General features: G+C 56.3%; 22 protein-coding genes. 9 read left to right on the top strand and 13 right to left on the bottom strand.

Annotation, left to right across the window (positions count from 1 at the left end; all coding sequences use genetic code 11):
• The first annotated feature begins 90 nt into the window (after positions 1–90).
• The 5 genes from ACZ1G5_RS09425 to ACZ1G5_RS09405 all read left to right on the top strand — a co-directional run bounded on the left by ACZ1G5_RS09425 (position 91) and on the right by ACZ1G5_RS09405 (position 4657).
• Positions 91–2235, top strand: a complete 2145-nt coding sequence (locus ACZ1G5_RS09425; protein ID WP_472732588.1) for a YjbH domain-containing protein — start codon at positions 91–93, stop codon at positions 2233–2235.
• Positions 2232–2726, top strand: a complete 495-nt coding sequence (locus ACZ1G5_RS09420) for a YjbF family lipoprotein (RefSeq protein WP_472732587.1) — start codon at positions 2232–2234, stop codon at positions 2724–2726. Before ACZ1G5_RS09425 ends, ACZ1G5_RS09420 begins: the two co-directional genes overlap by 4 nt.
• The gene (locus ACZ1G5_RS09415; RefSeq protein ID WP_472734310.1) at positions 2647–2862 is read left to right on the top strand and encodes a YjbF family lipoprotein; all 216 of its coding nucleotides are present in this window, start codon (positions 2647–2649) and stop codon (positions 2860–2862) included. Before ACZ1G5_RS09420 ends, ACZ1G5_RS09415 begins: the two co-directional genes overlap by 80 nt.
• Before the next feature lie 106 nt (positions 2863–2968).
• A complete protein-coding gene (locus ACZ1G5_RS09410; RefSeq protein ID WP_472732586.1) occupies positions 2969–3181 on the top strand; it encodes a hypothetical protein in 213 nt (70 codons plus the stop codon).
• 129 nt (positions 3182–3310) lie between these two features.
• Positions 3311–4657: a polysaccharide biosynthesis/export family protein gene (locus ACZ1G5_RS09405; RefSeq protein ID WP_472732585.1), complete on the top strand. Its 1347-nt coding sequence runs from the start codon at positions 3311–3313 to the stop codon at positions 4655–4657.
• 7 nt (positions 4658–4664) lie between these two features.
• On the opposite strand, the gene ACZ1G5_RS09400 is transcribed toward ACZ1G5_RS09405, so the two are convergent.
• The 8 genes from ACZ1G5_RS09400 to ACZ1G5_RS09365 all read right to left on the bottom strand — a co-directional run bounded on the left by ACZ1G5_RS09400 (position 4665) and on the right by ACZ1G5_RS09365 (position 14330).
• Positions 4665–6023 (bottom strand): M16 family metallopeptidase, encoded by a 1359-nt coding sequence (locus ACZ1G5_RS09400; RefSeq protein ID WP_472732584.1) that lies wholly within the window; start codon positions 6021–6023, stop codon positions 4665–4667.
• A complete protein-coding gene (locus tag ACZ1G5_RS09395; protein WP_472732583.1) occupies positions 6020–7336 on the bottom strand; it encodes a M16 family metallopeptidase in 1317 nt (438 codons plus the stop codon). The genes ACZ1G5_RS09400 and ACZ1G5_RS09395 overlap by 4 nt, the downstream gene beginning before the upstream one ends.
• A 183-nt stretch (positions 7337–7519) precedes the next feature.
• Positions 7520–7810: an HU family DNA-binding protein gene (locus ACZ1G5_RS09390; RefSeq protein ID WP_108813279.1), complete on the bottom strand. Its 291-nt coding sequence runs from the start codon at positions 7808–7810 to the stop codon at positions 7520–7522.
• 133 nt (positions 7811–7943) lie between these two features.
• A complete protein-coding gene (locus tag ACZ1G5_RS09385) occupies positions 7944–9425 on the bottom strand; it encodes an AMP nucleosidase (RefSeq protein WP_472732582.1) in 1482 nt (493 codons plus the stop codon).
• The gene (gene ade, locus ACZ1G5_RS09380) at positions 9422–11221 is read right to left on the bottom strand and encodes an adenine deaminase (protein ID WP_472732581.1); all 1800 of its coding nucleotides are present in this window, start codon (positions 11219–11221) and stop codon (positions 9422–9424) included. The genes ACZ1G5_RS09385 and ade overlap by 4 nt, the downstream gene beginning before the upstream one ends.
• Before the next feature lie 40 nt (positions 11222–11261).
• Positions 11262–11741 (bottom strand): tryptophan-rich sensory protein TspO, encoded by a 480-nt coding sequence (gene tspO, locus ACZ1G5_RS09375; RefSeq protein ID WP_472732580.1) that lies wholly within the window; start codon positions 11739–11741, stop codon positions 11262–11264.
• A 31-nt stretch (positions 11742–11772) separates the two neighbouring features.
• On the bottom strand, positions 11773–12795 hold the full coding sequence (gene crtB, locus ACZ1G5_RS09370) for a 15-cis-phytoene synthase (protein ID WP_472732579.1): 1023 nt from the start codon (positions 12793–12795) through the stop codon (positions 11773–11775).
• The gene (locus ACZ1G5_RS09365; protein ID WP_472732578.1) at positions 12792–14330 is read right to left on the bottom strand and encodes a phytoene desaturase; all 1539 of its coding nucleotides are present in this window, start codon (positions 14328–14330) and stop codon (positions 12792–12794) included. The genes crtB and ACZ1G5_RS09365 overlap by 4 nt, the downstream gene beginning before the upstream one ends.
• 110 nt (positions 14331–14440) lie before the next feature.
• On the opposite strand from ACZ1G5_RS09365, the gene crtA reads away from it, so the two are divergent.
• Genes crtA through bchO form a run of 4 tightly spaced genes read left to right on the top strand, consistent with a single transcriptional unit; the run spans position 14441 to position 18615 of the window.
• Positions 14441–15142 carry a spheroidene monooxygenase gene (gene crtA, locus ACZ1G5_RS09360; protein WP_472732577.1) on the top strand — a complete coding sequence of 234 codons (702 nt, stop codon included), beginning with the start codon at positions 14441–14443 and terminating at the stop codon, positions 15140–15142.
• On the top strand, positions 15139–16143 hold the full coding sequence (gene bchI, locus ACZ1G5_RS09355) for a magnesium chelatase ATPase subunit I (protein WP_472734309.1): 1005 nt from the start codon (positions 15139–15141) through the stop codon (positions 16141–16143). The genes crtA and bchI overlap by 4 nt, the downstream gene beginning before the upstream one ends.
• On the top strand, positions 16136–17767 hold the full coding sequence (locus tag ACZ1G5_RS09350; protein WP_472732576.1) for a magnesium chelatase subunit D: 1632 nt from the start codon (positions 16136–16138) through the stop codon (positions 17765–17767). The genes bchI and ACZ1G5_RS09350 overlap by 8 nt, the downstream gene beginning before the upstream one ends.
• A complete protein-coding gene (gene bchO, locus ACZ1G5_RS09345; RefSeq protein WP_472732575.1) occupies positions 17767–18615 on the top strand; it encodes an alpha/beta fold hydrolase BchO in 849 nt (282 codons plus the stop codon). Before ACZ1G5_RS09350 ends, bchO begins: the two co-directional genes overlap by 1 nt.
• A 48-nt stretch (positions 18616–18663) precedes the next feature.
• Here the strand turns inward: bchO and ACZ1G5_RS09340 are convergent, their stop codons facing one another.
• The 5 genes from ACZ1G5_RS09340 to ACZ1G5_RS09320 form a co-directional block, all read right to left on the bottom strand.
• Positions 18664–19113, bottom strand: a complete 450-nt coding sequence (locus ACZ1G5_RS09340) for a c-type cytochrome (protein WP_472732574.1) — start codon at positions 19111–19113, stop codon at positions 18664–18666.
• Positions 19114–19225: 112 nt separating this feature from the next.
• Positions 19226–20440: a 5-aminolevulinate synthase gene (hemA, locus tag ACZ1G5_RS09335; protein WP_472732573.1), complete on the bottom strand. Its 1215-nt coding sequence runs from the start codon at positions 20438–20440 to the stop codon at positions 19226–19228.
• A 5-nt stretch (positions 20441–20445) separates the two neighbouring features.
• Positions 20446–21231 carry a putative photosynthetic complex assembly protein PuhE gene (gene puhE, locus ACZ1G5_RS09330; protein ID WP_472732572.1) on the bottom strand — a complete coding sequence of 262 codons (786 nt, stop codon included), beginning with the start codon at positions 21229–21231 and terminating at the stop codon, positions 20446–20448.
• Complete coding sequence (acsF, locus tag ACZ1G5_RS09325; RefSeq protein ID WP_472732571.1) at positions 21231–22349, bottom strand: magnesium-protoporphyrin IX monomethyl ester (oxidative) cyclase; 1119 nt, start codon at positions 22347–22349, stop codon at positions 21231–21233. Before acsF ends, puhE begins: the two co-directional genes overlap by 1 nt.
• Entirely contained in the window at positions 22346–22633 is a 288-nt protein-coding gene (locus tag ACZ1G5_RS09320; RefSeq protein ID WP_472734308.1) for a hypothetical protein, read from the bottom strand. The genes acsF and ACZ1G5_RS09320 overlap by 4 nt, the downstream gene beginning before the upstream one ends.
• Positions 22634–22668 lie beyond the last annotated feature (35 nt).

The following is a 22668-nucleotide window of genomic DNA, read 5'->3' as shown; positions in this document are numbered from 1 at the left end:
CGTTCCACCACATGTTTTTGCATTGCACCGACTGATTGTAATTGCGCACGCCCAAGTGTACCCAGCTACTGTGTTCCAGCAGGAGGAAAGATGTCGTCAGGCGAAAGATATAAGCGCGACAAACTTGTCATGTTGGCTTGCTTCGTGCTGTTTCCATGCTACGCTTTGGCACAGCAAGATGGCGAAGCGCCCGCTTACACTTATAACCTCTATGGCACCCCCGGCCTGATTGATATGCCCACCGCACAAAGTGCAGATGACGCAGAATTGGCCGCGACCCTCAGCTATTTCGCTGGGACAACACGCACTACGCTCAGCTTTCAGATCAGTCCGCGTTTGTCCGGCAGTTTCCGCTACGCACGTATTGAAGATTGGGTTGTCGCAACCGGCGAAGAAACTTTTGATCGGTCATTTGACCTGCGCTATCGGTTGATTGATGAGGGTCCCTTGCGTCCAGCAATCGCCATCGGTCTGCAAGATATGATCGGAACGGGGATCTATTCAGGCGAATATATCGTCGCGACCAAAAACCTCTCACCGGCCATCGCTGTCACCGGAGGTATCGGTTGGGGGCGACTTGGGTCGTATGAGGGTTTTGACAATCCGTTGGGCGCGCTTGATGACCGGTTTGAGATTCGGCCTGTAGAATTGTCGGGTACTGGTGGACAGCTGGAAAGTGGCGAATGGTTTCGCGGCGATGCAGCGCTATTTGGCGGGGTCTCATGGCAAACGACTGACAATCTGACGCTGCTGGCCGAATATTCGTCGGACGCATATGTTGCCGAAACCGTCGCAGGGCGCGAGCTATTCGAAAGAGCGTCACCGCTTAACTTTGGCCTGTCTTACGCTTTCAACGACAGTGCATCACTTAACGCATATTACCTTTACGGCAGTGAATTGGGTGCAGCGGTATCGTTTTCCCTGAACCCAAAGACACCCGCTGTGAACGGGACGACAAACCTGCGACCAACACCTGTCGTACCCCGGGCATCGGGTGCGGTGCAGAACTTGGATTGGACCCAACAACCCGATGCACCCGCAATTCTTCGCGACAACGTGGATCGGTTGATGGCCTTTGAAGGCCTGACGCTAGAAGCACTGAAAATCGCGCCAACCCGCACGACAGTTCTGTTTCGCAACACCACATATATCGCTGGATCCGAAGCTGTCGGTCGCATCGCCCGTGTCCTGACGCGTGTGATGCCAGCGTCTGTCGAGACATTTGTGATCGTACCTGTTGTTGACGGCATCAATGCAGCGTCGGTCACGCTGCGGCGCAGTGATATCGAAGCACTTGAGTTTGCACCGGACAATGCTTGGCAATCCTATGCGCGCGCGACGATTTCTGATGCAAACGATGCAGACGATGGCGCGGTATACATCGAAGGTCTCTATCCAAGTTTCCAATGGGGTTTGGGGCCATACCTCAGCACGTCATTTTTTGACCCAGATAGTCCCATCCGCGCCGATGTCGGACTGGAACTGTTGGCAAGCTATGATGTTGCCCCCGGCCTTTCGTTTGAAGGATCAATACGCAAACGCATCGGCGGCAACCGAAGTGAGGGGCGCGAATCTGACTCGGTTCTGGAACGGGTCCGTACCAATGGCCCGATTTATGCCGCTGAGGGGGATCCTTCAATCAATCGCCTGACGGCCAACTACCAGTTCAACCTCGGGCCGGATTACTATGGTCGCGTCACCGGCGGCTATCTTGAGTCCATGTTTGGGGGTCTTTCAACCGAGGTTCTTTGGAAACCGGTCGAAAGCCGATTGGGTTTGGGTGCAGAACTGAACTATGCAAAACAACGCGACTTTGATCAGCTGTTTGGGTTTCAGGACTATGATGTCGTGACCGGCCATGTGTCGGCCTACTACGCTTTTGAAAACAACCTGCATGGTCAGCTTGATGTGGGCCGCTATCTGGCGGGTGACTATGGGGCGACAATCTCGCTGGATCGTGAATTCGACAACGGATGGCGGATTGGCGCCTTTGCAACATTCACCGATGTCTCTGCCGAGGATTTTGGCGAAGGGTCTTTTGACAAAGGGTTGCGGTTTTCTGTGCCGTTGGAGCATTTTCTTGGCACAGCGACACGTCGGGTTGAGCGCACAACACTCCGCCCCCTGACCCGCGACGGCGGCGCGCGGCTAAGTGTGAACGGGCGCCTGTATGAGACCGTGCGAAGCTATCATGATGACGCGCTGTCAGGAAGTTGGGGGAGGTTCTGGCGATGACCTTCCGCAGACTATATCTGATCCTGTGTTGCCTGTTCGCGCTGTCCGCGTGCGGGAATGCTGCAAACGATGGCGCGCTCAACAGTCTTTGGGATCGGTTCGGACCTGCCGGAGAAACGACCGCAGCACCCGACGCTGATGCACTGCGCGCTGCTCTGACCCCCGAAGCACTGTCGCAAATCGACGGCCCGGTTTTGCTTGTTCAAGTGCCGGAGTTAGAAAGCGCCGCTGCTTTGACGCGAAGTGGGACAAACACTGGTGTTGAAACCTATCTCACGCCGGATGGTGTCGGTATCAGCGTGAAGGACGGCATGCTGGTTGCGACACGCGGGTTGGGATTTGACCTGATGACAGCAGATGCAGAGGAGCCACTGGCGGCCCTGAGAGGATCGCAAACAAGAGCGGTACAGAATCCATCGCTACCTGAACGGCGAAAATCAGCTTGTCGCACAAAGCTTCGTTTGTCGCTATGGTCGCACCCGGTCTGGTGAAATAGCGGAAAGTTGCCAGTCATCATCTACATCTTTCGAGAATTACTATTCTATTGATTCAAAAGGATTTATCGTCCGATCAAAGCAGTGGGCGTCGCCGCAAATCGGGTACTTGCTGATTGAGAACCTGAAATAGCGCGACCCGACACAACGCATAAAGCACGCGCTAAGGCACTGTTTACAACTAGGGGCTATTTCGGTACGGTATTACCAACCTACCCAATCAGAAAAAGGGCTTCCTGATGAAGTTTATCATGCCTCTCGCAGTATCCGCTGCATTCTTATCCGCACCTGTTGCAGCACAAGAAGTGTCTACAGTAGCACCTGCTACGAGCTCTGGTGCAGGAACGCTCGACTCAACAGCTGCGCTGTCGATTCTTGCTGGTGTCGCAACAATCGGCATCATCATTGCAAGCAACGATGACGATGATGATTCTTCCTCAGGCACCAACTAAGCCGGTATCTGAGCTGACGATCTATCAGAAGGCAGGCGGTATGCGCCTGCCTTTTTCAATTCAAACAAGGCCGAGACAAGTTTGCTGTTCAAGGTAAATCAGCTTCGCACAGCGCTTTTGAAAGAACATATGGTAAAGTGGTTTTTCGGGTTCCTAGCTGCCATATCGCTCAGCGCGTGCGGCGTGGCTTATATCTCGCCCCAAGTCAGTGCTGCTAACGGAAAAGTCCGCGTCATTCCATTGACCATCGACAGCGTCCTGGTTGCGAACCGCAACACCTATGCGCCGCAACAAATACCCAATGCCTTTTTTCAAAACGCAGGCACCGGCTCGTCCTTGCGTGGGGCTGGCACGACGCCTCCGCCAAGCCTGTCAGAACAACGGCGCCCCGGGGCTCTAACCACCCGCGTGCCGCCGGCGGTTGATCCCGGCCCTTACCGCATCGGCATTGGTGATGTCGTTCTGCTGGCTACCAAGTCAGCAGGCAACACAGTTGAAGAATTGAGCGGCCTGCTTGCCGCCCAAAACAGCCGTCAGGGATATACCGTCCAAGATGACGGTGCTATTGCCGTGCCAGATGTTGGGCGTATCGCCCTTGCGGGACTGACGTTGGAAGAGGCTGAAGCACAACTTTTCCAGAGCCTTGTCGAAAATCGAATTGATCCCAGCTTTAGCCTCGAGATCGCGGAATTTAACTCGCAGCGGATTTCCTTGGGTGGCGCCGTGTCGGCACCCATGATCATTCCGATCACTTTGACCCCGCTCCGCCTTGATGAAGCGCTAATTCGCGCTGGGGGGATCTCAACCGCAGATGTAGATTTTGCTTCAATCCGGATCTACCGGGACGGAACGCTCTATCAAATTCCGTTGACCGAATATCTAAGCAAACCAGACTTACAGAAAACCCGGCTCGCTGCTGGTGACAGTGTTTTTGTCGATACGGCGTTTGAATTGGAAAAAGCACAAGCATACTTTGAAGAGCAAATCACACTTGCCCAATTTCGCCAGCAGGGCCGGACGCAGGCTCTTGCGCAACTAAACACCGAAGTCGAATTGCGCCGCGCCGCGCTTGCCGAGAGCAGAAGCAACTTCCAGGACCGCATCAGCCTAGACGCAGTTGATCGCGATTTTGTCTATCTCACAGGCGAAGTGACCCAACCGGGGCGTTTTGCGATGCCGTTTGGGCAACAGACAACCTTGGCAGATGCGCTATATTCCGAGGGTGGGTTTTCGTCAGAAACCGGCAACCCCGCCCAAATCTATGTGTTGCGCAGCGCAGCGAGTGATTTCGGTGCTGTAACCGCATGGCACCTTGATGCCCGCAACGTGACCAATCTGGTGTTGGCGACACGCATGAACCTGCTGCCAAACGATATCGTCTTTATCGCAGAGCAGCCGGTCACCCGATGGAATAGGGTCGTGCAACAATTGGTGCCATCGCTGATCACATCGGGCGCAGCGATCGCGAGCAACTAACACTGCATCAGCAGTTTGCCGCGTCTTCCGGTTTCGAGATTACACAGGCGCCGGGCAACGCACCGACATCCGGCGACACGGCAACCATGATAAAGTCAGAGGCCGCTGGAAAGTCGGCTGTCAGCCGCTGGCGTAGCGTATCAGACGAGACACTTTCAATCTCTGCCACAATGTCCAGCGTCCGGCCCGGAGGATACCCATCCAGCGTGCTTTCTACTTCCATGCGCGCTTGGTCAGTCACGTATTGCCAGATGTCAGTAAAATACTCCGTATAGGGCGCTTTGCGGTCTTCGACATCACCGTCTGGGCCAGCTTCGCGAAATGTCTCATAGGCCTCTCGGATCACGCGTTCTGCATCTTCCAGTTTACTGGCTTCCACTTCGCCCGTCATAAACAACACCCGCTCTTCACGGGAATAGTTTGCAAAGCCAACCGTGAACCCATAGCTGGCCCGCAATTCGGTCCGCACCGCGTCAAACAATACACTTTGATCGCCCTGCCCCAATGCATCTGCCAAGATCAGATCTTCGAATTCGAGACCCAACCGCGTCGGTGGAACTTGTCCGACAAAGTTAAGGGATGTCACCTGCGCGTCAGGTTTGTGCAGAAGAATGCGGCGCGGCGTAAAGTCGGCCTGCACACCTGTTCGGGACACTGCTTTTCCGGCTGGGAGTGATGCGAAGAGAGTATCAATGGCGGCACCGGCATCCCGCGCATCTATGTCACCAGCAACAACAAGGATGTCTGGGGCATTCGTAATGAACTCTGCATGCCATGCACGCACCTCTTCAATGGTCAGCGCCTCAAACATACCGGATTCGGTGACAGACAACGCCGTTCGAATAGGCTGGTCGCCAAAGACGGCCCAGCGTGCCGCCTCAAAGGCTAGATATTGCTCCTGTGTGCGGATTTCTTGTGTTGTTTGCTGAAATCCATCGCGCACACGATTGAACCACGTTTCATCAAAAGTTGGACGCGCCAGATGTGCATTTCCAACTTCGATGACTTCGGTAAGATGCTGCTTCGGAAACGTCATCTGGCCCAGAACATGGTCCACGGTAACGTCCAGCGTCGCCTCCGCATCAAGGTCGGCGAACAATTCAACGACTTCACCGGGGGTATAGCCCTCAGCGCCGCCCGCGAGCATAAGATCAACCGCAGTGCCGGGGGTCGCCTGATTCACATCAACGCGTTGCGCCCAGTCCGTCGGCCATGCGACTTGGATAGACACAAAGTCACTACCAGGTGACTGAATCAGCGTATAATCCATACCTCCTGCGGATGTTTCGCTGCTGAACGATGGCTCGTCTTCTTGGCATGCGGCAAGCAACAGTCCAAACGAGAGAGTTACAATCAATCGGATCATTCAAATGTCCCTTCTGGTCCAACAAATGTAACGGCTGTTCGCCCTTCACCGGCGATCGCGCGCAAAAGCGTGTTCACTGTGGTGTGCGAGATTTCGGTTTGAAGATTTTGCACAGAGGTCTTGTTCAAAGGGCGCCGTAGAATTGCTGACCGGTCTACGATGTATTCAGCCATCCAGTCTTGAGTTTGTTCGGTATCTGACCAATCCGGCCAAAAACCGCCAAACCGATCTTTGATACGTCGGTATGTACCAATTGGAATACCATCCGCGGCCGTTGTTTGCAGAACCTCTTCAATCCGTGCTGTCAGCGTCGCAAGTGTGACGCCGCGATCAGGCGGCGCTGAGATATAGAATTCGACGTGCTGCTCATCAATTGGCCACAGACCAATCTGAAAGCTTCGCGCGAAGGACGCATCAAAGCGCAACGGCCCCGCAAGCCCGCCCGGCACGTTTGATTCCAAAATGTCTTGGAGAAGAAAAGCGTTCGCTTCGAGCACGTCGTAGGCGATCGGTTCATCAAGCCGCACGACTTTGCGCAACTGCATTCGGGGCACCAGCGATTCACCCGGAAAGCGAAACTGTCGTGTGGTTGGTTCGCCAAGAACGAAAGGCTTTGCTGCGACCTGGGCTGCGCCAAAGCTGCTTTCATCATGTCCAAGGTTGCGCAGAGCGCGGCCAACGTCCCGACGCGACACATTTCCAAGCACAACCAGCGTTGCAGCGTCAAGCTTGTGGGTCTCTTGGTGAAAGGCGCGCGCGGCGTCGTAGGTCAGCGCCTCAATATCCGACCGGCTGCCAATGATTGATTTCGCTTTCTGGTTCCCGGAATAAAGAAACTGATCCGCGCGTTCATTCACCTGTTCATCTATATTCCCGGCAAAACTAAGATCATATTCTCGCATCACAACGTCCCGCTCTTCAGCGGCGAATTCTGGATCAAGCGTGAGTGGCAAAGCCGTTTGCAACAGCGTTTCCAGCACATCTTGCAAGTCATCTGGCGCACCAGACAGCCAATAGCCAATCGCGTCGTCGCTGGTCCATGCATTGGAATGGCGATCAATGTCACGCTCTTGCGCAGCAACAGCGTTCAGCCAGGCCAAATGCTCTACGTAATGCGCAAGTCCGGGGGGCGCATCAGGATTGGGCCAGATCAGATAGGCCGTCACAAAGGGGGCATCGGTGCGCATGAAAATCACGCCGCTGGCGGCCTTGGCACGTGCTTGCCATGCAAAAAATGCGACAGCAAAGACCGCCAAGAGCGCAACCAATGCTGCTATGATAAGTGTCGGCGAAGAACGAGAGTTATCTTGCAACGGGTCTTACTCCTTCAATGTGTAGAAGCGTCCATAGTTGAATTCTCACGACAGCCAAGCCTGCGGCCGGTTACTGACCATTTACGTCGAATGCACGCGTCGTCCAGCATCGGCAACGAAAAAGGGCCGCCCCTCAAGGCGACCCTTTCTAATGTTTGTGTCTGGCTCAGGGGCCGGAATGGCTTAGCCGTTCACGCTGTCTTTCAGCGCTTTGGCGATTGTCATTTTGACAACCTTGTCAGCGTCTTTCTTGATCTGCTCACCCGTGGCTGGGTTGCGAACCATACGCTCTGGGCGTTCGCGGCAGTAGATTTTGCCAACGCCGGGAAGTGTCACAGCGCCGCCGCCGGATACTTCTTTGGTGATGATGCCAGTAACGGCGTCGAGTGCAGCGCCCGCTGCTTTCTTATCCATGCCTGTTTCATCGGCCAATGCAGTCACAAGCTGCGCCTTTGTAAGTGGTTTTGTCGCCATTTTACTGGTCTCCCTCATTTGCCCTATCAGTTGGGCCTGTTACCCGCACATATAACGGCATCTTGTGTGAGACCACAACGATTAGTGTAGATTTATAAGGGAAAAAGCGCCATTTTTTGCGTTTTTTGGCCGATCAGAGGAAGGCTGTCTCCTCAAAACTGCGCAATTTCCGGCTGTGGATGCGCTCAAGCGGCATTTCACGCAAGCGTTCCATCGCACGAATTCCGATCATCAGGTGCGCTGCAACTTGGGTTTTATAGAACTCAGACGCCATGCCCGGCAGTTTCAGTTCACCATGCAGCGGCTTGTCACTTACACACAAAAGCGTGCCATAGGGCACGCGAAAGCGGAACCCGTTGGCAGCAATTGTTGCACTTTCCATGTCCAGTGCAATGGCACGGGATTGCGATAGGCGCTGCACAGGTCCCGCCTGTTCGCGCAATTCCCAATTGCGGTTGTCGATGGTAGCAACCGTACCGGTCCGCATGATCCGCTTCAGTTCGTAACCTTCCAGTTCTGTCACGTCAGCGACGGCCGTTTCCAAAGCGATCTGAATCTCTGCCAATGCCGGGATCGGCACCCAGACAGGTAGATCGTCGTCCAGCACGTGATCTTCGCGCAAGTAGGCGTGCGCCAGCACAAAGTCACCCAAGCGCTGCGAATTCCGCAGCCCGGCGCAGTGCCCCACCATCAACCACGCATGCGGACGCAAAACAGCGATATGATCCGTTGCGGTTTTGGCGTTAGACGGTCCAACTCCGATATTCACCAAAGTAATCCCGCCGCCATTGGCGCGTTTCAGATGATAGGTCGGCATCTGTGGCAGTTTACCGGGCACAGGGATCGGCGCATCGGCATCGGTGATTTCCACGTTCCCGGTACTCACAAAACTCGTATAGCCGCTTGTCGGATCTGCCAGCATATGCCGGGCGTAGGCTTCGAACTCTTCGACATAGAATTGGTAGTTGGTGAACAACACATGGTTCTGGAAATGCTCAGCTGCCGTGGCAGTATAATGAGCCAAACGCGCGAGTGAATAGTCTACACGTTGTGCGGTAAAGGGCGCCAAGGGGCGCGCGCCGTCTGGATAGGTAAAAGCCTCGCCATTAACAATATTGTCGTGCGTTGTGCTCAGGTCCGGCACATCGAAGTTATCGCGCAGATTAAACTCCATCGAGCCATCCTGCGGGACGGTTAGACCGGGGTTATTGGCGGCCGCGAAATGGACAGGCATTTCAGTGCTGGACGCGCCAATCACCACGGGCACACCATGACTTTTGATCAGCAAACCAATCTGCTGCTCCAGATAAGAGGCAAACAGATCCGGGCGGGTGATCGTTGTGGCGTAGACGCCCGGTTCGGCCACATGACCGAATGACAGGCGCGTATCCGTTTTGGCATAGGTTGTCGTGGTTAACCTGATCTCAGGGTAAAAAGCCCGCACTCGCGTCTCTGGCTGACCATTCGACAATGCCGCGGCGAAATTCTCGGACAGGAAAGACACTGCCGCATTGTAGAGTTCCTGCAACCGCTCAACCGCCTTTTTGGCATCAGTAAAGGCTTCGGGCTTTGGTATATCTGGTGTCCGGATTGTCACCTTTTGCGCAACGTTCATGCGTTTTCCTCAAATACTTCTGTGATTTCAAACTTGTCCACATCAACCAAACCCAGATCAGAGATCCGTAAAGATGGGATGACAACAAGCGCCAGCAACGAATGCTGCATATAGGCGTTATTCAACGTGCAACCGCAGGCGGCCATCGCCGCGACCATTTGGTCGGCCTTGGCTGCCACCTCGGCGGCGGGGCTGTCCGACATCAAGCCCGCGATCGGCAATTCCACCAGCGACAGCTCTGCGCCGTCTTTCCAAACGGTCACACCACCGCCAACCTCGCCCAGCCGGTTTGCAGCGGCGGCCATCATTGCGCGGTCCGTACCCACCACGATCATATGGTGACTGTCATGCGCCACGGTCGACCCCATGGCCATTTTGCCGGTGTAGCCAAAGCCGGACACAAAGCCATTCACCACCTTGCCGGTGCCCTGATGCCGTTCGACAAGTGCAATCTGATAGGTGTCGCCTTCGCCCTCGACCAATCCGTCCACGACCGGCAGCTCTGCGGTCAACGCCTCGGTCGGCGCCTGATTTTCAACCACACCAATCACCTTGGCTTTGATCTTGTTCTTGCCTTCTGGCGCATGGATCGCAAAGTCGGTATCATCCAAAGGCTTGCCCATATGCACTGTCTTGCGGGCATCAGCAGGCCAGTCGTAGTGCGGGCAATCCACAGTGATCTTGCCATCGCGGGCCACGGTTTGACCGCGCGCGATGACTTCCTCAATCGGCAATTGAGTCAGATCAGAGGTCAGGATCATATCGGCGCGGCGTCCGGGCGCAATCGACCCAATCTCGCGTTCCAACCCAAAGTGCGTCGCGGTGTTGATCGTCGCCATTTGCAAGGCAATCAACGGGTCACACCCACAAGCAATCGCATGGCGGACCACGCGGTTCATATGCCCGTCGTTAACCAGCGTTCCCGCCATACAATCATCGGTGCACAGGATAAAGTTTCGCGGGTCTAGCCCCTTTTCCGTGACGGCCGTGATCTGGCTTTCCACATCATACCACGCGGATCCAAGCCGCATCATCGACCGCATACCATTACGTACACGTGCAATCGCGTCGGCCTCTGCCGTGCCTTCGTGATCATCAGCCGCTCCACCAGCCACATAAGCCGAGAAGGCGATGCCTTTGTCGGGCGATGCATAGTGACCACCGACGGTTTTACCTGCGTTCATGGTCGCGGCCATTTCAGCCAGCATCTGGGGGTCACCGTTGATCACGCCGGGGAAATTCATCATCTCGCCAAGTCCGACAATACCCGGCCAAGCCATCGCCTCGGCCACATCCTCGGCTGAAATCTCAAAACCTGTCGTCTCCAACCCCGGTGCAGAGGGCGCACAGGAGGGCATCTGGGTGTATATATTGACGGGCTGCATCAGCGCCTCGTCATGCATCATGCGCACCCCGCGCAGACCCAGCACATTGGCGATCTCGTGCGGGTCGGTGAACATGGTTGTGGTGCCATGGGGGATCACAGCAGCAGCAAATTCAGCCGGGGTCAGCATCCCGCTTTCGATATGCATGTGGCCGTCGCACAGGCCAGGGATCAGATAACGGCCCTCGGCCTCTATCACCCGTGTGTCGTCGCCGATGCAATGCGATGCATCGGGGCCGATATAGGCAAAGCGCCCCTCGGCGACCGCCACCTGCCAACCATCCAGAATTTCGCGGGTTTGGACATTGACCAGTTTGCCACCGCGAATGACCAGATCGGCCTTTTCACGCCCGGCAGCCACAGCAACCAATCGGGGGGCAACGACGGCCCATGATTTGAAATGCGTTTCCATCCCCAATGGTTTCACCGTTTTGGGGGACGTTCAAGGGGGATCAGAGGTCTTGGAGTTGCAAGGCCTTCTGATCCGGGTTCAATCGGACCATTGCAATGTTCAAAGCGGCTGCAACAGTGACCCAAAGCAGATAGGGTGCAAAGGCAAGCCCAGCCCATATATCAAGCTGCCAATGGGCTATCGTAGCACCAAAAACTGCGATCCAAAGGCAGGCCATGATCGGAATCGAAGCCCTGATGTTGCGCAAGCCAAAGAACACAGGCGTCCAGAGTGCGTTGAACGCAATCTGCATCGCCCAGAAAGCCATGGCATAGCCACTACCCTCAAGACCAGCGACACGCGCACCGGCGAAGGAAATCAACAGGTAAATCGAGGTCCAAGCCACCGGGAAAACCCAATCAGGGGGCGTCCATGACGGCTTGTTGAGGCTCTTGTACCACTGGCCCGTCGGGAACAGGGCACCAGTCGCAGCAGCAGCAAAGGTTGCAGCAAGGAAAATGAAGAAAAGCCAGATATCCATTCAAGGGACCCTTTCACGGTTCCCTTCACATCTAAGCCATCGGACGGTCAGTTCCAATCTCTGCTTCGCGCGCTTTGAGTTCAGCCAGAATATCAATGACAGAACTTGACCGGCTTTGTTCAGGCCGTGCCTGACTGGCAGCATCGACAAGAAACGCGACTTCGGACAGTGGTTTGGCATAAACGACCGGCGACTTTGGCATGACGATTGACGCCAACGTGTATCCACCCGCCTGCGCCAGCCACGCCAGCTTTTGCCGCGACGACGTGCGCGCGCGCATCGAGATACTGTCATAGGCCTGTCGCTTAAGCTGCATACCGATGCCCGCATAAATCAAACGCGCCGCCCAAATTCCGGTGCGTGCTTGTAGCGGCAGGACGTTGATCCCCGCCTCAGACCGGCGGTACAGCCTGTCGGCCTCAGCCAACAAACGTTTGACCATACCGCGAACATCTTCGGTGGGCAGCGTTTCATGCACGAAATTCAACGGATCAATGCCCGCCTCGGCCAACCAATCCAACGGCAAATAAATCCGGCCCATGCGCGCATCTTCGCCCACATCGCGGGCGATATTTGTCAGCTGCATCGCGACACCAAGATCACAGGCACGGGCCAGCGCATCAGGGTCACGGACCCGCATCAGCACGCACATCATCGCACCCACGGCGCTGGCGACACGGGCAGAATAGTCTCTAACCCCGCTCAAAGTATCATAGCGATGCTCTGCTGCGTCCCATGCCAAACCCTCTAACAAGGCTTCTGGCAACGCGCGCGGCATCTCGAAATCTTCGACTATCGCGGCGAATGCGCGATCCTCCGGCGCATTCTTTGGCGTGCCGGCATAGGCCGCATCCAGGCGCTCTTGCAGTCGGAAAACAGCGCCTGCCTGATAGTCACCTTCGTCGACTTCATCGTCGGCCAAGCGGCAAAAGGCATAAAGCGCTAATGCAGGGTCACGTACCTTGGCTGGCAACAGCTTGGACGCTGCGTGAAACGACAGTGATCCGTGACGGATCGCTTCGCGGCAATGCTCAAGGTCGTCGGGGCGGATCATTCGGCGGCAACTTTCATTTCTGGCATCACAGGGGCATCTGGAACCATCTTTGCCAGCACCTCAGCGCTTGAAATCACACCGGGTACACCTGCGCCGGGATGGGTTCCTGCGCCGACCAGATAAAGGCCTTTGGCTTCCTCACTGACGTTGTGCGGACGGAACCATGCAGATTGCAGGATGCGTGGTTCGATTGAGAAACCCGATCCGTTTGGCGACAAATAGCGATCGCGGAAGTCTTCGGGCGTCAGCACCATTTCGGTGCTGATATATTCAGCAAAGCCCGGCAGCGTCTTTTCGACCTCAGCCTGCACCTTGGCCTTATAAGCCGCCGTTTCCTGTTCCCAATCCACAGGGTCGTCAAAGCCCAAATGCGGCACCGGTGACAGGGCATAAAAGGTATCATCCCCCGCCGGGGCAACACTTGGATCGGTTATTGAAGGGCGATGAATATAGAGGCTCATATCGTCAGCCAGCTTGCCCCTGATAAAGATATCCTTCAGCAGCCCCTCATATCTGGGTGCGTTCGTGATTGTGTGGTGACCCACGTTCGGCCACATCTTGGCGGTACCTTTCGTGCCGAAATACCAAACAAACAGGCCCATCGACCAACGACGCGATTTCAGCTTCTTGTCGGTCCAGCGTTTGCGGGGCTGTTTGCGTAACAGACGCTGATAGGTGTGGCCTGCATCGGCGTTGCTGACGACGAGTTCCGCCGCAATAGTGTCTGAATTTGTCAGTTTGACGCCTTTTGCAGCGCCGTCCTCAAGCAGAATTTCATCTACTTCAACACTCTGACGCACCTGCCCACCCTGCGACCGGATCACGTTTGTCATGGCCTGCGCAATGGCCTGCACGCCTCCCATCGCGTAGTGCACGCCGAATTCCTTTTCGAGATAGGCCACGAGCGCATACATCGAGGTCACATGACGCGGGTCACCACCGATAAAGAGTGGATGAAACGACAAAGCCATCTGTAGACGTGGGTCTTTGACCCGCGCCTTAGCAAGTCCAAGGATTGAGCGATCCGCACGCAACAAGGCAAACAAGGGTAGCACCTTGATGGTTTCCCATAGCTGGTGCATCGGCTTGGCGACCATACCTTCAAAACCAACCACATAACGGCGCTCGCTGTCTTTGAGGAACCGTTTGTATCCCTTCACGTCGCGTGGGCTAAGGCGTGCCACCTCCGCCAACATCGCATCCGTGTCTTGGCGGGCGGTAAACGTCGAACCGTCCTGCCAACGCACCTCGTAAAACGGGTCCATCGGGCGCAGGTCAATGTCCTTGTGAAAGTCACGACCGCAAGCGGCCCATAGATCCTCGTACACCTGTGGAACGGTGATAATTGTCGGCCCCAGATCGAATCGGTGTCCATCTTGCGTGACAGAAGACCCGCGACCACCCGGCTTATCCAACCGGTCCAACACGGTCACAGCATAGCCTTTCGCGCCAAGACGCATGGCCGCTGCAAGGCCGCCAAGCCCCGCGCCAATGACAATTGCGCGATTTGAATCACTCAAGGCATCTGTAATCATAGCCTAACAGTAGTAGTGTAAACACAAGTTGACAATTCTTATCGTGATGATCTTCCAAACTGTAGCCTGATATGTCAGGATAAATTGACACTAGCCGCGAGGTCTCACGCGTGACCCAAACCGTCAGCCTATCTTTCTTCCGCTTCGCCGGGCCGTTTGCCCGCGCGTGGGCGTTGACGATGATGGGCGGGGCGCGGTTGCCATTGGCACGCACACAAGACATCGGTTTTTGGAAGCTGTGCGGCTCTGGCACTGGCGAGGGTTTCACACCCGTCCCCAACACGGCCGTCTATGCAATTCTGGCAACATGGCCAGATGCGGACACGGCGCGAAAACGCACCAAGGCAGGCATCTTTGCCACCTATCAAAAGCGTGCAGCCGAAAACTGGACCGTGTTCCTGCAAACCCAAACCGCACGCGGCGCATGGTCCGGCCAAACCCCGTTCCAGCCGTCGACCGCCGAAACAACCGGCCCCTTGGCCGCGCTGACCCGTGCGACGATCAAGCCCAGCATTCTGACCCGGTTCTGGGGCCGCGTGCCCAACATTTCCGAAATGATCGGCAAGGATCCCAACGTCGCTTTCAAGATCGGCATTGGCGAGGTACCCATGCTGCATCAGGTGACCTTCTCAATCTGGCCATCAGAAAAGGCGATGGCCGGCTTTGCCCGCACCGGGCCCCATGCCGAAGCGATCCGTGCCGTCCGTGATGAAGGCTGGTTTCGCGAAGAACTCTATGCCCGTTTTGCCGTGCACTCCGACCGGGGTACTTGGAACGGCATCTCACCCCTAGCCAAACTTGAGGCCGCATAATGCAACCTTTCCCATTCTCCGCCATCGTTGGCCAAGACGAGATGAAACAAGCCATGATCCTGACTGCGATCGATGGCAGCATCGGCGGCGTGTTGGTTTTTGGCGATCGTGGCACCGGTAAATCAACGGCGGTACGTGCGTTGGCTGCTTTGCTGCCTCCGATCAGGGCGATCAAAGGCTGCCCGATCAATAGCGAAAAAGCAAAAGATGTGCCCGATTGGGCTGGAACAGTGTCGAAACGCGCGCAAGAGGTGCCGACGCCTGTCGTTGATTTACCCCTCGGCGCGACCGAGGATCGGGTGACCGGTGCGCTCGACATTGAAAAGGCGCTGACCAAGGGCGAAAAGGCGTTTCAGCCGGGCCTGCTGGCCCGCGCGAACCGGGGTTATCTGTACATTGATGAAGTGAATTTGCTTGAGGACCACATCGTCGATCTGCTTCTGGATGTGGCACAATCCGGCGAAAACGTTGTCGAACGCGAAGGGCTCTCCATTCGCCATCCCGCCCGTTTTGTGCTGGTCGGTTCAGGCAACCCCGAAGAGGGTGAACTCCGTCCGCAGTTGCTGGATCGTTTTGGCCTGTCGGTCGAGGTAGCATCGCCCAAAGACGTCGAAACCCGTGTCGAGGTGATCAAACGCCGGGATGCGTTTGAAAATGACAATGCCGCTTTCATGCTGCGCTGGCAGGCCGAAGATGCGACAATTCGCCAGAAGATTTTGAAGGCGCGCAAGACACTCACAAAGCTGAAAACCCCCGAAAAGACCCTGACAGACGTCGCCGAACTTTGTCTTGCGCTTGGTTCTGACGGGCTGCGTGGTGAATTGACCCTGTTGAAGTCTGCGCGTGCCTACGCCGCCTGGCGCAATGATACGGCGCTCACGCGCGCGCACGTCCGTGCCGTGGCGCCAATGGCCCTGCGTCACCGCCTGCGGCGCGATCCCTTGGACGAAGCTGGCAGCGGCACACGGGTCGCACGCACCGTGGAAGAAGTCCTTGGCTAACGAAAGCTGGACCCATGCAACGCTTGCGTTGCAACTGCTGCGGATTGATCCGGGGCTGGGTGGGATGTGCATTCGTGCGCGCGCCGGTCCGGTGCGTGACCGGCTGACAACGCTGATTGACGATGGCGCACGACGACTGCACCCGGCGATTTCGGACGAAGCGCTTTTTGGTGGTCTGGACCTTTCTGCGACCCTCGCCACTGGACATCTGGTGCAAGAACAAGGTTTGCTCGCCCGGCCCGGCACACTTGTTTTGGCGATGGCCGAACGGGCGACAACTGCGCTCGCCGCCAGGCTCGCCGTTGCGCTGGATAAGGGAAGCAACCATAGTTTGATTGCCCTTGATGAAGGCGCGGAACCAGACGAGGTCTTGAACCCAAAGCTCGCAGAGCGTTTGGCCTTCCATGTCGATTTGTCCGATTGCCAATTGGCGGACACCACAGAAACACCTGCGAAATATGACGACGTCACTGCTTTGAAACAGGTCAAAATGCCAGTCGACATCGTGGCCCAAACCACCCGCATCGCAGAGGAGCTTGGGATCAACACCATGCGGGCCCCGCTTTTCGCCTTGCGTACAGCGCGGGCGCACGCGGCGCTACATGGCAAGGACCGTGTCGCGGTCGAGGACGTGGAAATTGCTTGCGCCCTGACGCTCGCACACCGCGCAACGCGTATTCCCGAACCTGAAACGCAGGAAGACCCGCCAGCACCGCCGCCGGAAACGAATGATAGCACAAATACCGAGGAATCTCTCGATCTGCCGGACGAGTTGCTGTTGGATGCGGTGCGTGCATTGCTTCCAGACAACCTTTTGGATCAAATCGCGGCGCAAAAGGCCCGGGCTGGGCGCGGCAATGGCACGGGCGCAGCACGTAAGGGCAACAGACGCGGCAGACCACTGCCATCACGGGCGGGCCGGATCAGTGATGGTGCACGTATTGATATCATCGGCACCCTGCGCGCAGCTGCGCCTTGGCAAACGATCCGGCGCAATGCATCCGGGCGCGATGGTTTGCAAATCAGACCAAGTGACATCCGTATCAAGCGGTTCGAGGAAAAGTCAGACCGGCTCTTGATCTTCACGGTAGATGCCTCAGGGTCAGCGGCGCTGTCGCGTTTGGCCGAGGCCAAGGGTGCCGTTGAATTGCTTTTGGCGCAAGCATACGCACGGCGCGATCACGTGGCCTTGGTGTCATTTCGTGGAACCGAGGCAGAGCTTTTGCTGCCACCAACACGGTCCCTGGTGCAAACCAAACGCCGCCTTGCAGCACTGCCCGGCGGAGGTGGCACCCCCTTGGCGGCCGGGATGGTAACAGCGCTTGATCAAGCCACTCAGGCCACAAGAAGAGGTCTGACGCCGACCATTGCCATCCTGACAGACGGTCGTGCCAACATCGCCCTCGACGGAAGCGCAGATCGCAAGCAGGCCGCAAAGGACGCCCAGCACATCGCACGTGTTTTGCGGGCACAGGGGGCCGACGCCATTGTCATTGATACCGGCAACCGACCAGAACCGGCCCTGCGCAACCTTGCTCAGACGTTGGATGCCGCATATTTGCCGCTTCCACGCGCTAATGCCGAACGGCTTTCAAAGTCTGTCTCGACAGCGTTGGGCGATTAATGCGTTGGCCAGATGACGCCAAAGACTGGCCACTGACGGCATACTCACGCCAAATCCTGCACCGCCCGCATCGTTGGCATGTGCAGGAACATGGTGAGGGTCCCCTTATTTTGCTGATCCATGGCGCCGGCGGCGGGACCCAAAGTTTTCGTGGGTTGTTTCCGTTACTTGCAAAAACACATCGGGTGGTTGCCGTCGATCTCCCAGGGCAAGGCTTTACCCAAATTGGCGCGCAACAGCGGTGCGGACTAGATCATATGGCCGAGGATCTGATCTCCTTGTGCCGCAATCAGGAATGGTCACCCGACATTGTCGTGGGTCACTCTGCAGGTGCGGCACTCGCTTTGCGGATGTGGGAATTGGGTTTACGGCCATGCAGTGGCATCATCGGAATCAATGCCGCTTTGGGCAACTTCAAAGGGGTGGCCGGTTGGCTGTTTCCGATGATGGCAAAAGCGCTGGCCGTCACACCGTTCAGTGCAAGTCTTTTTGCGAGCACCACAACGCGCAGCGGCGTTCGTAACCTTGTACAAGGGACGGGCTCGATCCTCGATCAAGATGGGTTAGAGCTTTATTATCGCCTTGCGACTGACAAGGGTCATGTCGATGCAACGCTGTCGATGATGGCGCAGTGGACGCTGGACGGTTTGCTGGCACGTTTGAATAGGATTGATTGCCCGGTGCATTTGATCACTGGCCTGAATGACAAGGCGGTCCCGCCACAGGTCAGCAAAGATGCTACGGCGCAGATACCCAAAGCTTCACTAACGGAACTGCCGGATCTGGGCCATTTGGCGCATGAGGAAGATCCGCAAACGATTGCAGATATCATCCTTAAAACGCAATAGGCCGCCACGGCTTCCCATGACGGCCCAAAACTTTGCTAGAGGCGGCGCTTACTCGGCTGCTGCCTCAAACGTCGCAAGATATGCATAAAGGTCATACGCCTGATCTTCCTGGCGGACCTGGTAAGCCATCTTGCCGCGTGCGCGACGGTTGTCGAGTGTTTCACGCAACCAACCTGTCGGATCCTGCACATAGCCGACGAAAGCTTCTTCAGTCCAAGGCGTTTCCGCCTCACCCAGCTCAGTCAATGCGTCGCTGTAACGGAAGTCTTCAACCGACCCCATGACGCGACCGGCAATACCGTAAAGGTTAGGACCCGTGCGCGCGTTGCGGCCAGCAAGGACTTCACCGGACGCATCAGCAACAACGTGGCACGCCACACACTGGCGGTTAAATTGCTCTTCACCAGCGGCGGCGTCACCAACGGTGGCTGCGTGGCCGTCTGCGAATGCAGGAGCAGAGAAAACTGCAAAAGCAGCTGCGATTGTAAACTTTTTCATGATCGTATTCCTCTTCGATCTAGTTCTGTGACCGTTTGCCCCAGTCGACACGCAATGTAATGCAACAAACGGGCCGGTCCACCCCTGTATGCAAAAGATTGCGTGATAGGCGTTAGGCCACCGCATGCGCGAGCGCACATTGCTTCCACAGAACCCGCAACGCATTGATAAGATGATCAATATCCGCATCCGTGTGCAGTGGCGAAGGGGTGAACCTTAGCCGTTCCGTTCCCTTCGGAACGGTCGGATAATTGATCGGTTGCACATAAATGTCCCATTCGCGCATCAAATAATCGGCCAACATTCGCGTCTTGACAGGGTCGCCAATCATCACGGGAATGATGTGGCTTTCATTCTCCATGTGCGGAATGCCCTCACGATCAAGTGCGGCACGCATACGCGCAACTTGGCGGCGTTGCTGCGCGCGCTCAAACTCGGAATTTTTGAGGTACGCGATGGATGTCCGTGCCGCAGCCGCAACCGCAGGCGGCAGTGCAGTGGTAAAGATAAAGCCGGATGCAAAGCTGCGGATAAAGTCGCACAATGCAGCAGAGCCGGTGATATAGCCGCCAACAACACCATAGGCCTTGCCCAAAGTGCCCTCGATCAACGTAATCCGGTCTGCCAGCCCTTCACGTTCGCTCACCCCGCCGCCGCGTGGACCGTACATGCCCACGGCGTGCACCTCATCCAAATAGGTCATAGCGCCGTATTTTTCAGCCACTTCGACGATTTCCTTGATCGGTGCGATATCACCATCCATCGAATAGACGCTTTCAAAGGCTACGATCTTGGGCACATCAGCGGGCAGTGTGCGCAGCTTCATTTCCAGATCATGCACATCGTTGTGCTTCCAGATCACCTTGGTCGCCCGGCTGTGGCGGATGCCTTCGATCATGGACGCGTGGTTGCCCGCATCAGACAAGATCACGCAGTTTTCCAACCGGCTGCCCAGGGTCGACAAAGCCGCCCAGTTCGACACATAGCCAGAGGTAAACAGCAACGCCGCCTCTTTCCCGTGCAGATCAGCCAATTCGCGTTCCAGCAAAAGGTGGTCGTGGTTCGTGCCCGAGATATTGCGCGTGCCGCCCGCGCCAGTGCCGGTGCGTTCCACCGCTTCGCACATTGCTTCAATCACCTTGGGGTGCTGGCCCATGCCCAGATAATCGTTGGAACACCAGACAGTCACATCGCGCACGCCTTCTTCGGCATGGTTGGCCGCACGAGGGAATTTGCCGCATTTGCGCTCTAACTCAGCGAAGTAGCGATAGTTTCCGTCGTCTTTCAGCTGGGTCAGCTGGGCATTGAATAGGGCGTCAAAATCCATCGCACTCATCTTTCTTCTTCAGTCATCGTTTTTTGCGCCGGAAGCATCCAACGCCAAAGTTTTGCATCTGGCAGCGGCACCACCATCAGCCAGTGTTCGAGCAGGGCCAGCCCTGCCATTGCCGTCAGCAGGGCAAAGCCCACAACGGTCACGTCTGATCCGGCAGTCCACAACCGTTCGGCACAGACGGCCAAAAGCGCGGTCAATAGGGTGATCGCCGCTGGAAAGGCGAGTGTCACCGGACCGCGCCGGAAATATGATTTCAGGTGATCCAACCGATCAGGCACGAATTCCGTGTTGATCCGGGGCACCCCGAAATAAAGGTTCAGTTTGGCCAGAATGCGCGCCAAGAACAGCACCAGATAAGTGGCAAGCGCGATGCGGTTGGCCGCACCTTCCGATGCGATCACCAAACCCCAAAGGCCCATGACCAGCGCCAATTCGTGATAGGCTACCGTCTGAAACGCCCGGAAAAACCGGTCGCGCCCGGACAGGCCGGGCGGGCAGACATCACGTACCGGGCCAGTGATAACACCAGCCAAAAACGCCAGTTCGATCCAGCCCCAGATAGCCAAGGCCCCCGCAAAGCCGATATAGGCCCCCGTCACACTGGCATCAGCCAGCGAAACGGCCACGGCCCAAACGCCCAGCGCCAGCAAGGGCAGACCCATGAACGTCGTCATGCCATGGGTGCCCAGACGATCCGCCCGCCGCACCGCCACCAAAATCGCCCCGGTGGCGAACCACCAGACGAAAATAGCAATCAGCGATGCGATCCAGGGCGAGGTCATCAGTAAGCAGGCTCCAACCGTGGGCTGTCAGGCACCGCGTTCTTTTCGACCGGGATGGTCAATAGCGAGACAAAGGCAAAACCGGCCTTAGCCGATCCCGCCATCCGCTTGACCCAACCACCGACGCCGCCTTGCTTGCGCCCATCAGCGATTTGCACATTGGCGGCCTGCATCCGGTTCAGCGTGGGTTCCCACCGAGGGTGGTCGATATCCAAAGTCATCGGGAACACCTGCTTGGAAATCTCGGATGTCTTGCGGAACACCTCTTGCCCATACCATTTCGGATCAACGCCCAGCGCTTTGTGGAATTCAGGGCGCTGGTGATCGCGGACCCACATGGTTGAGTAAACGGCTGTGAGGAAGAACTTGATCCACATCTTGTTGACGCGGCTTTCGGTCAACTGCGGGTCAGTTTTCAGCAGCAAGGCAAACGCCTCACCATGGGAAAACTCATCGTTGCACCATTCACGGAACCACTTAAAGATCGGGTGGAAGCGATGCTCTGGATGCGCCTCAAGATGGCGGAAAATCGTGATATAGCGGGCATAGCCGATCTTTTCGGACAGGTATGTCGCGTAGTAGATGAACTTGGGCCGGAAGTAGGTGTATTTCTTCGCCTGCGTCAGAAAGCCAAGGTTCACCGCGATACCAGCCTCACGCAGGGCATCATTGATGAAACCGGCATGGCGGGCCTCATCACGGGCCATCAATTGGAATAGCTCGGTGATGTCTTTGTTAGACCCACGGCGCTTCATTTCCTTGTAAAGGACACAACCCGAAAATTCGGCAGTGCAGCTAGAAATCAGAAAGTCGATGAATTCTGCTTTCAGCGCAGGTTCCATCCCGTCCCAATCAACGGTGTCCCAATCTTCGTTCTTCTTGAAGTGGCCCTTGTTCGGGTCTGCCTTCATCTGGCCAATCAACACGTCCCACTCATCGCGGACAGAGGAGACATCAATCGCGTCCATTTCATCAAAATCGGTGGTATAGAAACGCGGCGTCAGCAGCGTGTTCGACATCGCGACTTGCGTGGCTTCTTCATTGGTCAGCGGTGGCAGGGCCTCTTGCGCGGCAATGGCCTCTTCTGCGGTCGCGGCGTTGGATGAGTGTATGTTCATGACATCACCTCTTCGCTGAATGAGAATTCGCAAAGCTCCATGAACTCCAAATCGCCGGTGGCGCGGGTCCATAGCTGTTCGATCTTGCTGGCACGGGTGATCACGGCAGTGCGCTTTTCCTCAATCATCTCGCCAAAGGCGGCCATGATTTCGGGACCCTGCACCTGCACTGTATCACCCGGATGGATCACAGCACCATTGTCCAGACGCACATGCGCCGACAGTTCTTCAAACCGGTGCGAGATCGTGACCGTGCAAGGCGCGGTTTCTTTCTCTCTAAAAATAGTCCCATGTGAGTTCCCTTTCACAAAAGGTGCCG

It is taken from the genome of Yoonia sp. JB2-21, from assembly GCF_055693545.1.
Note: the sequence above shows the minus strand (reverse complement) of the source record. Positions and strands in the feature narration are given on the sequence as shown.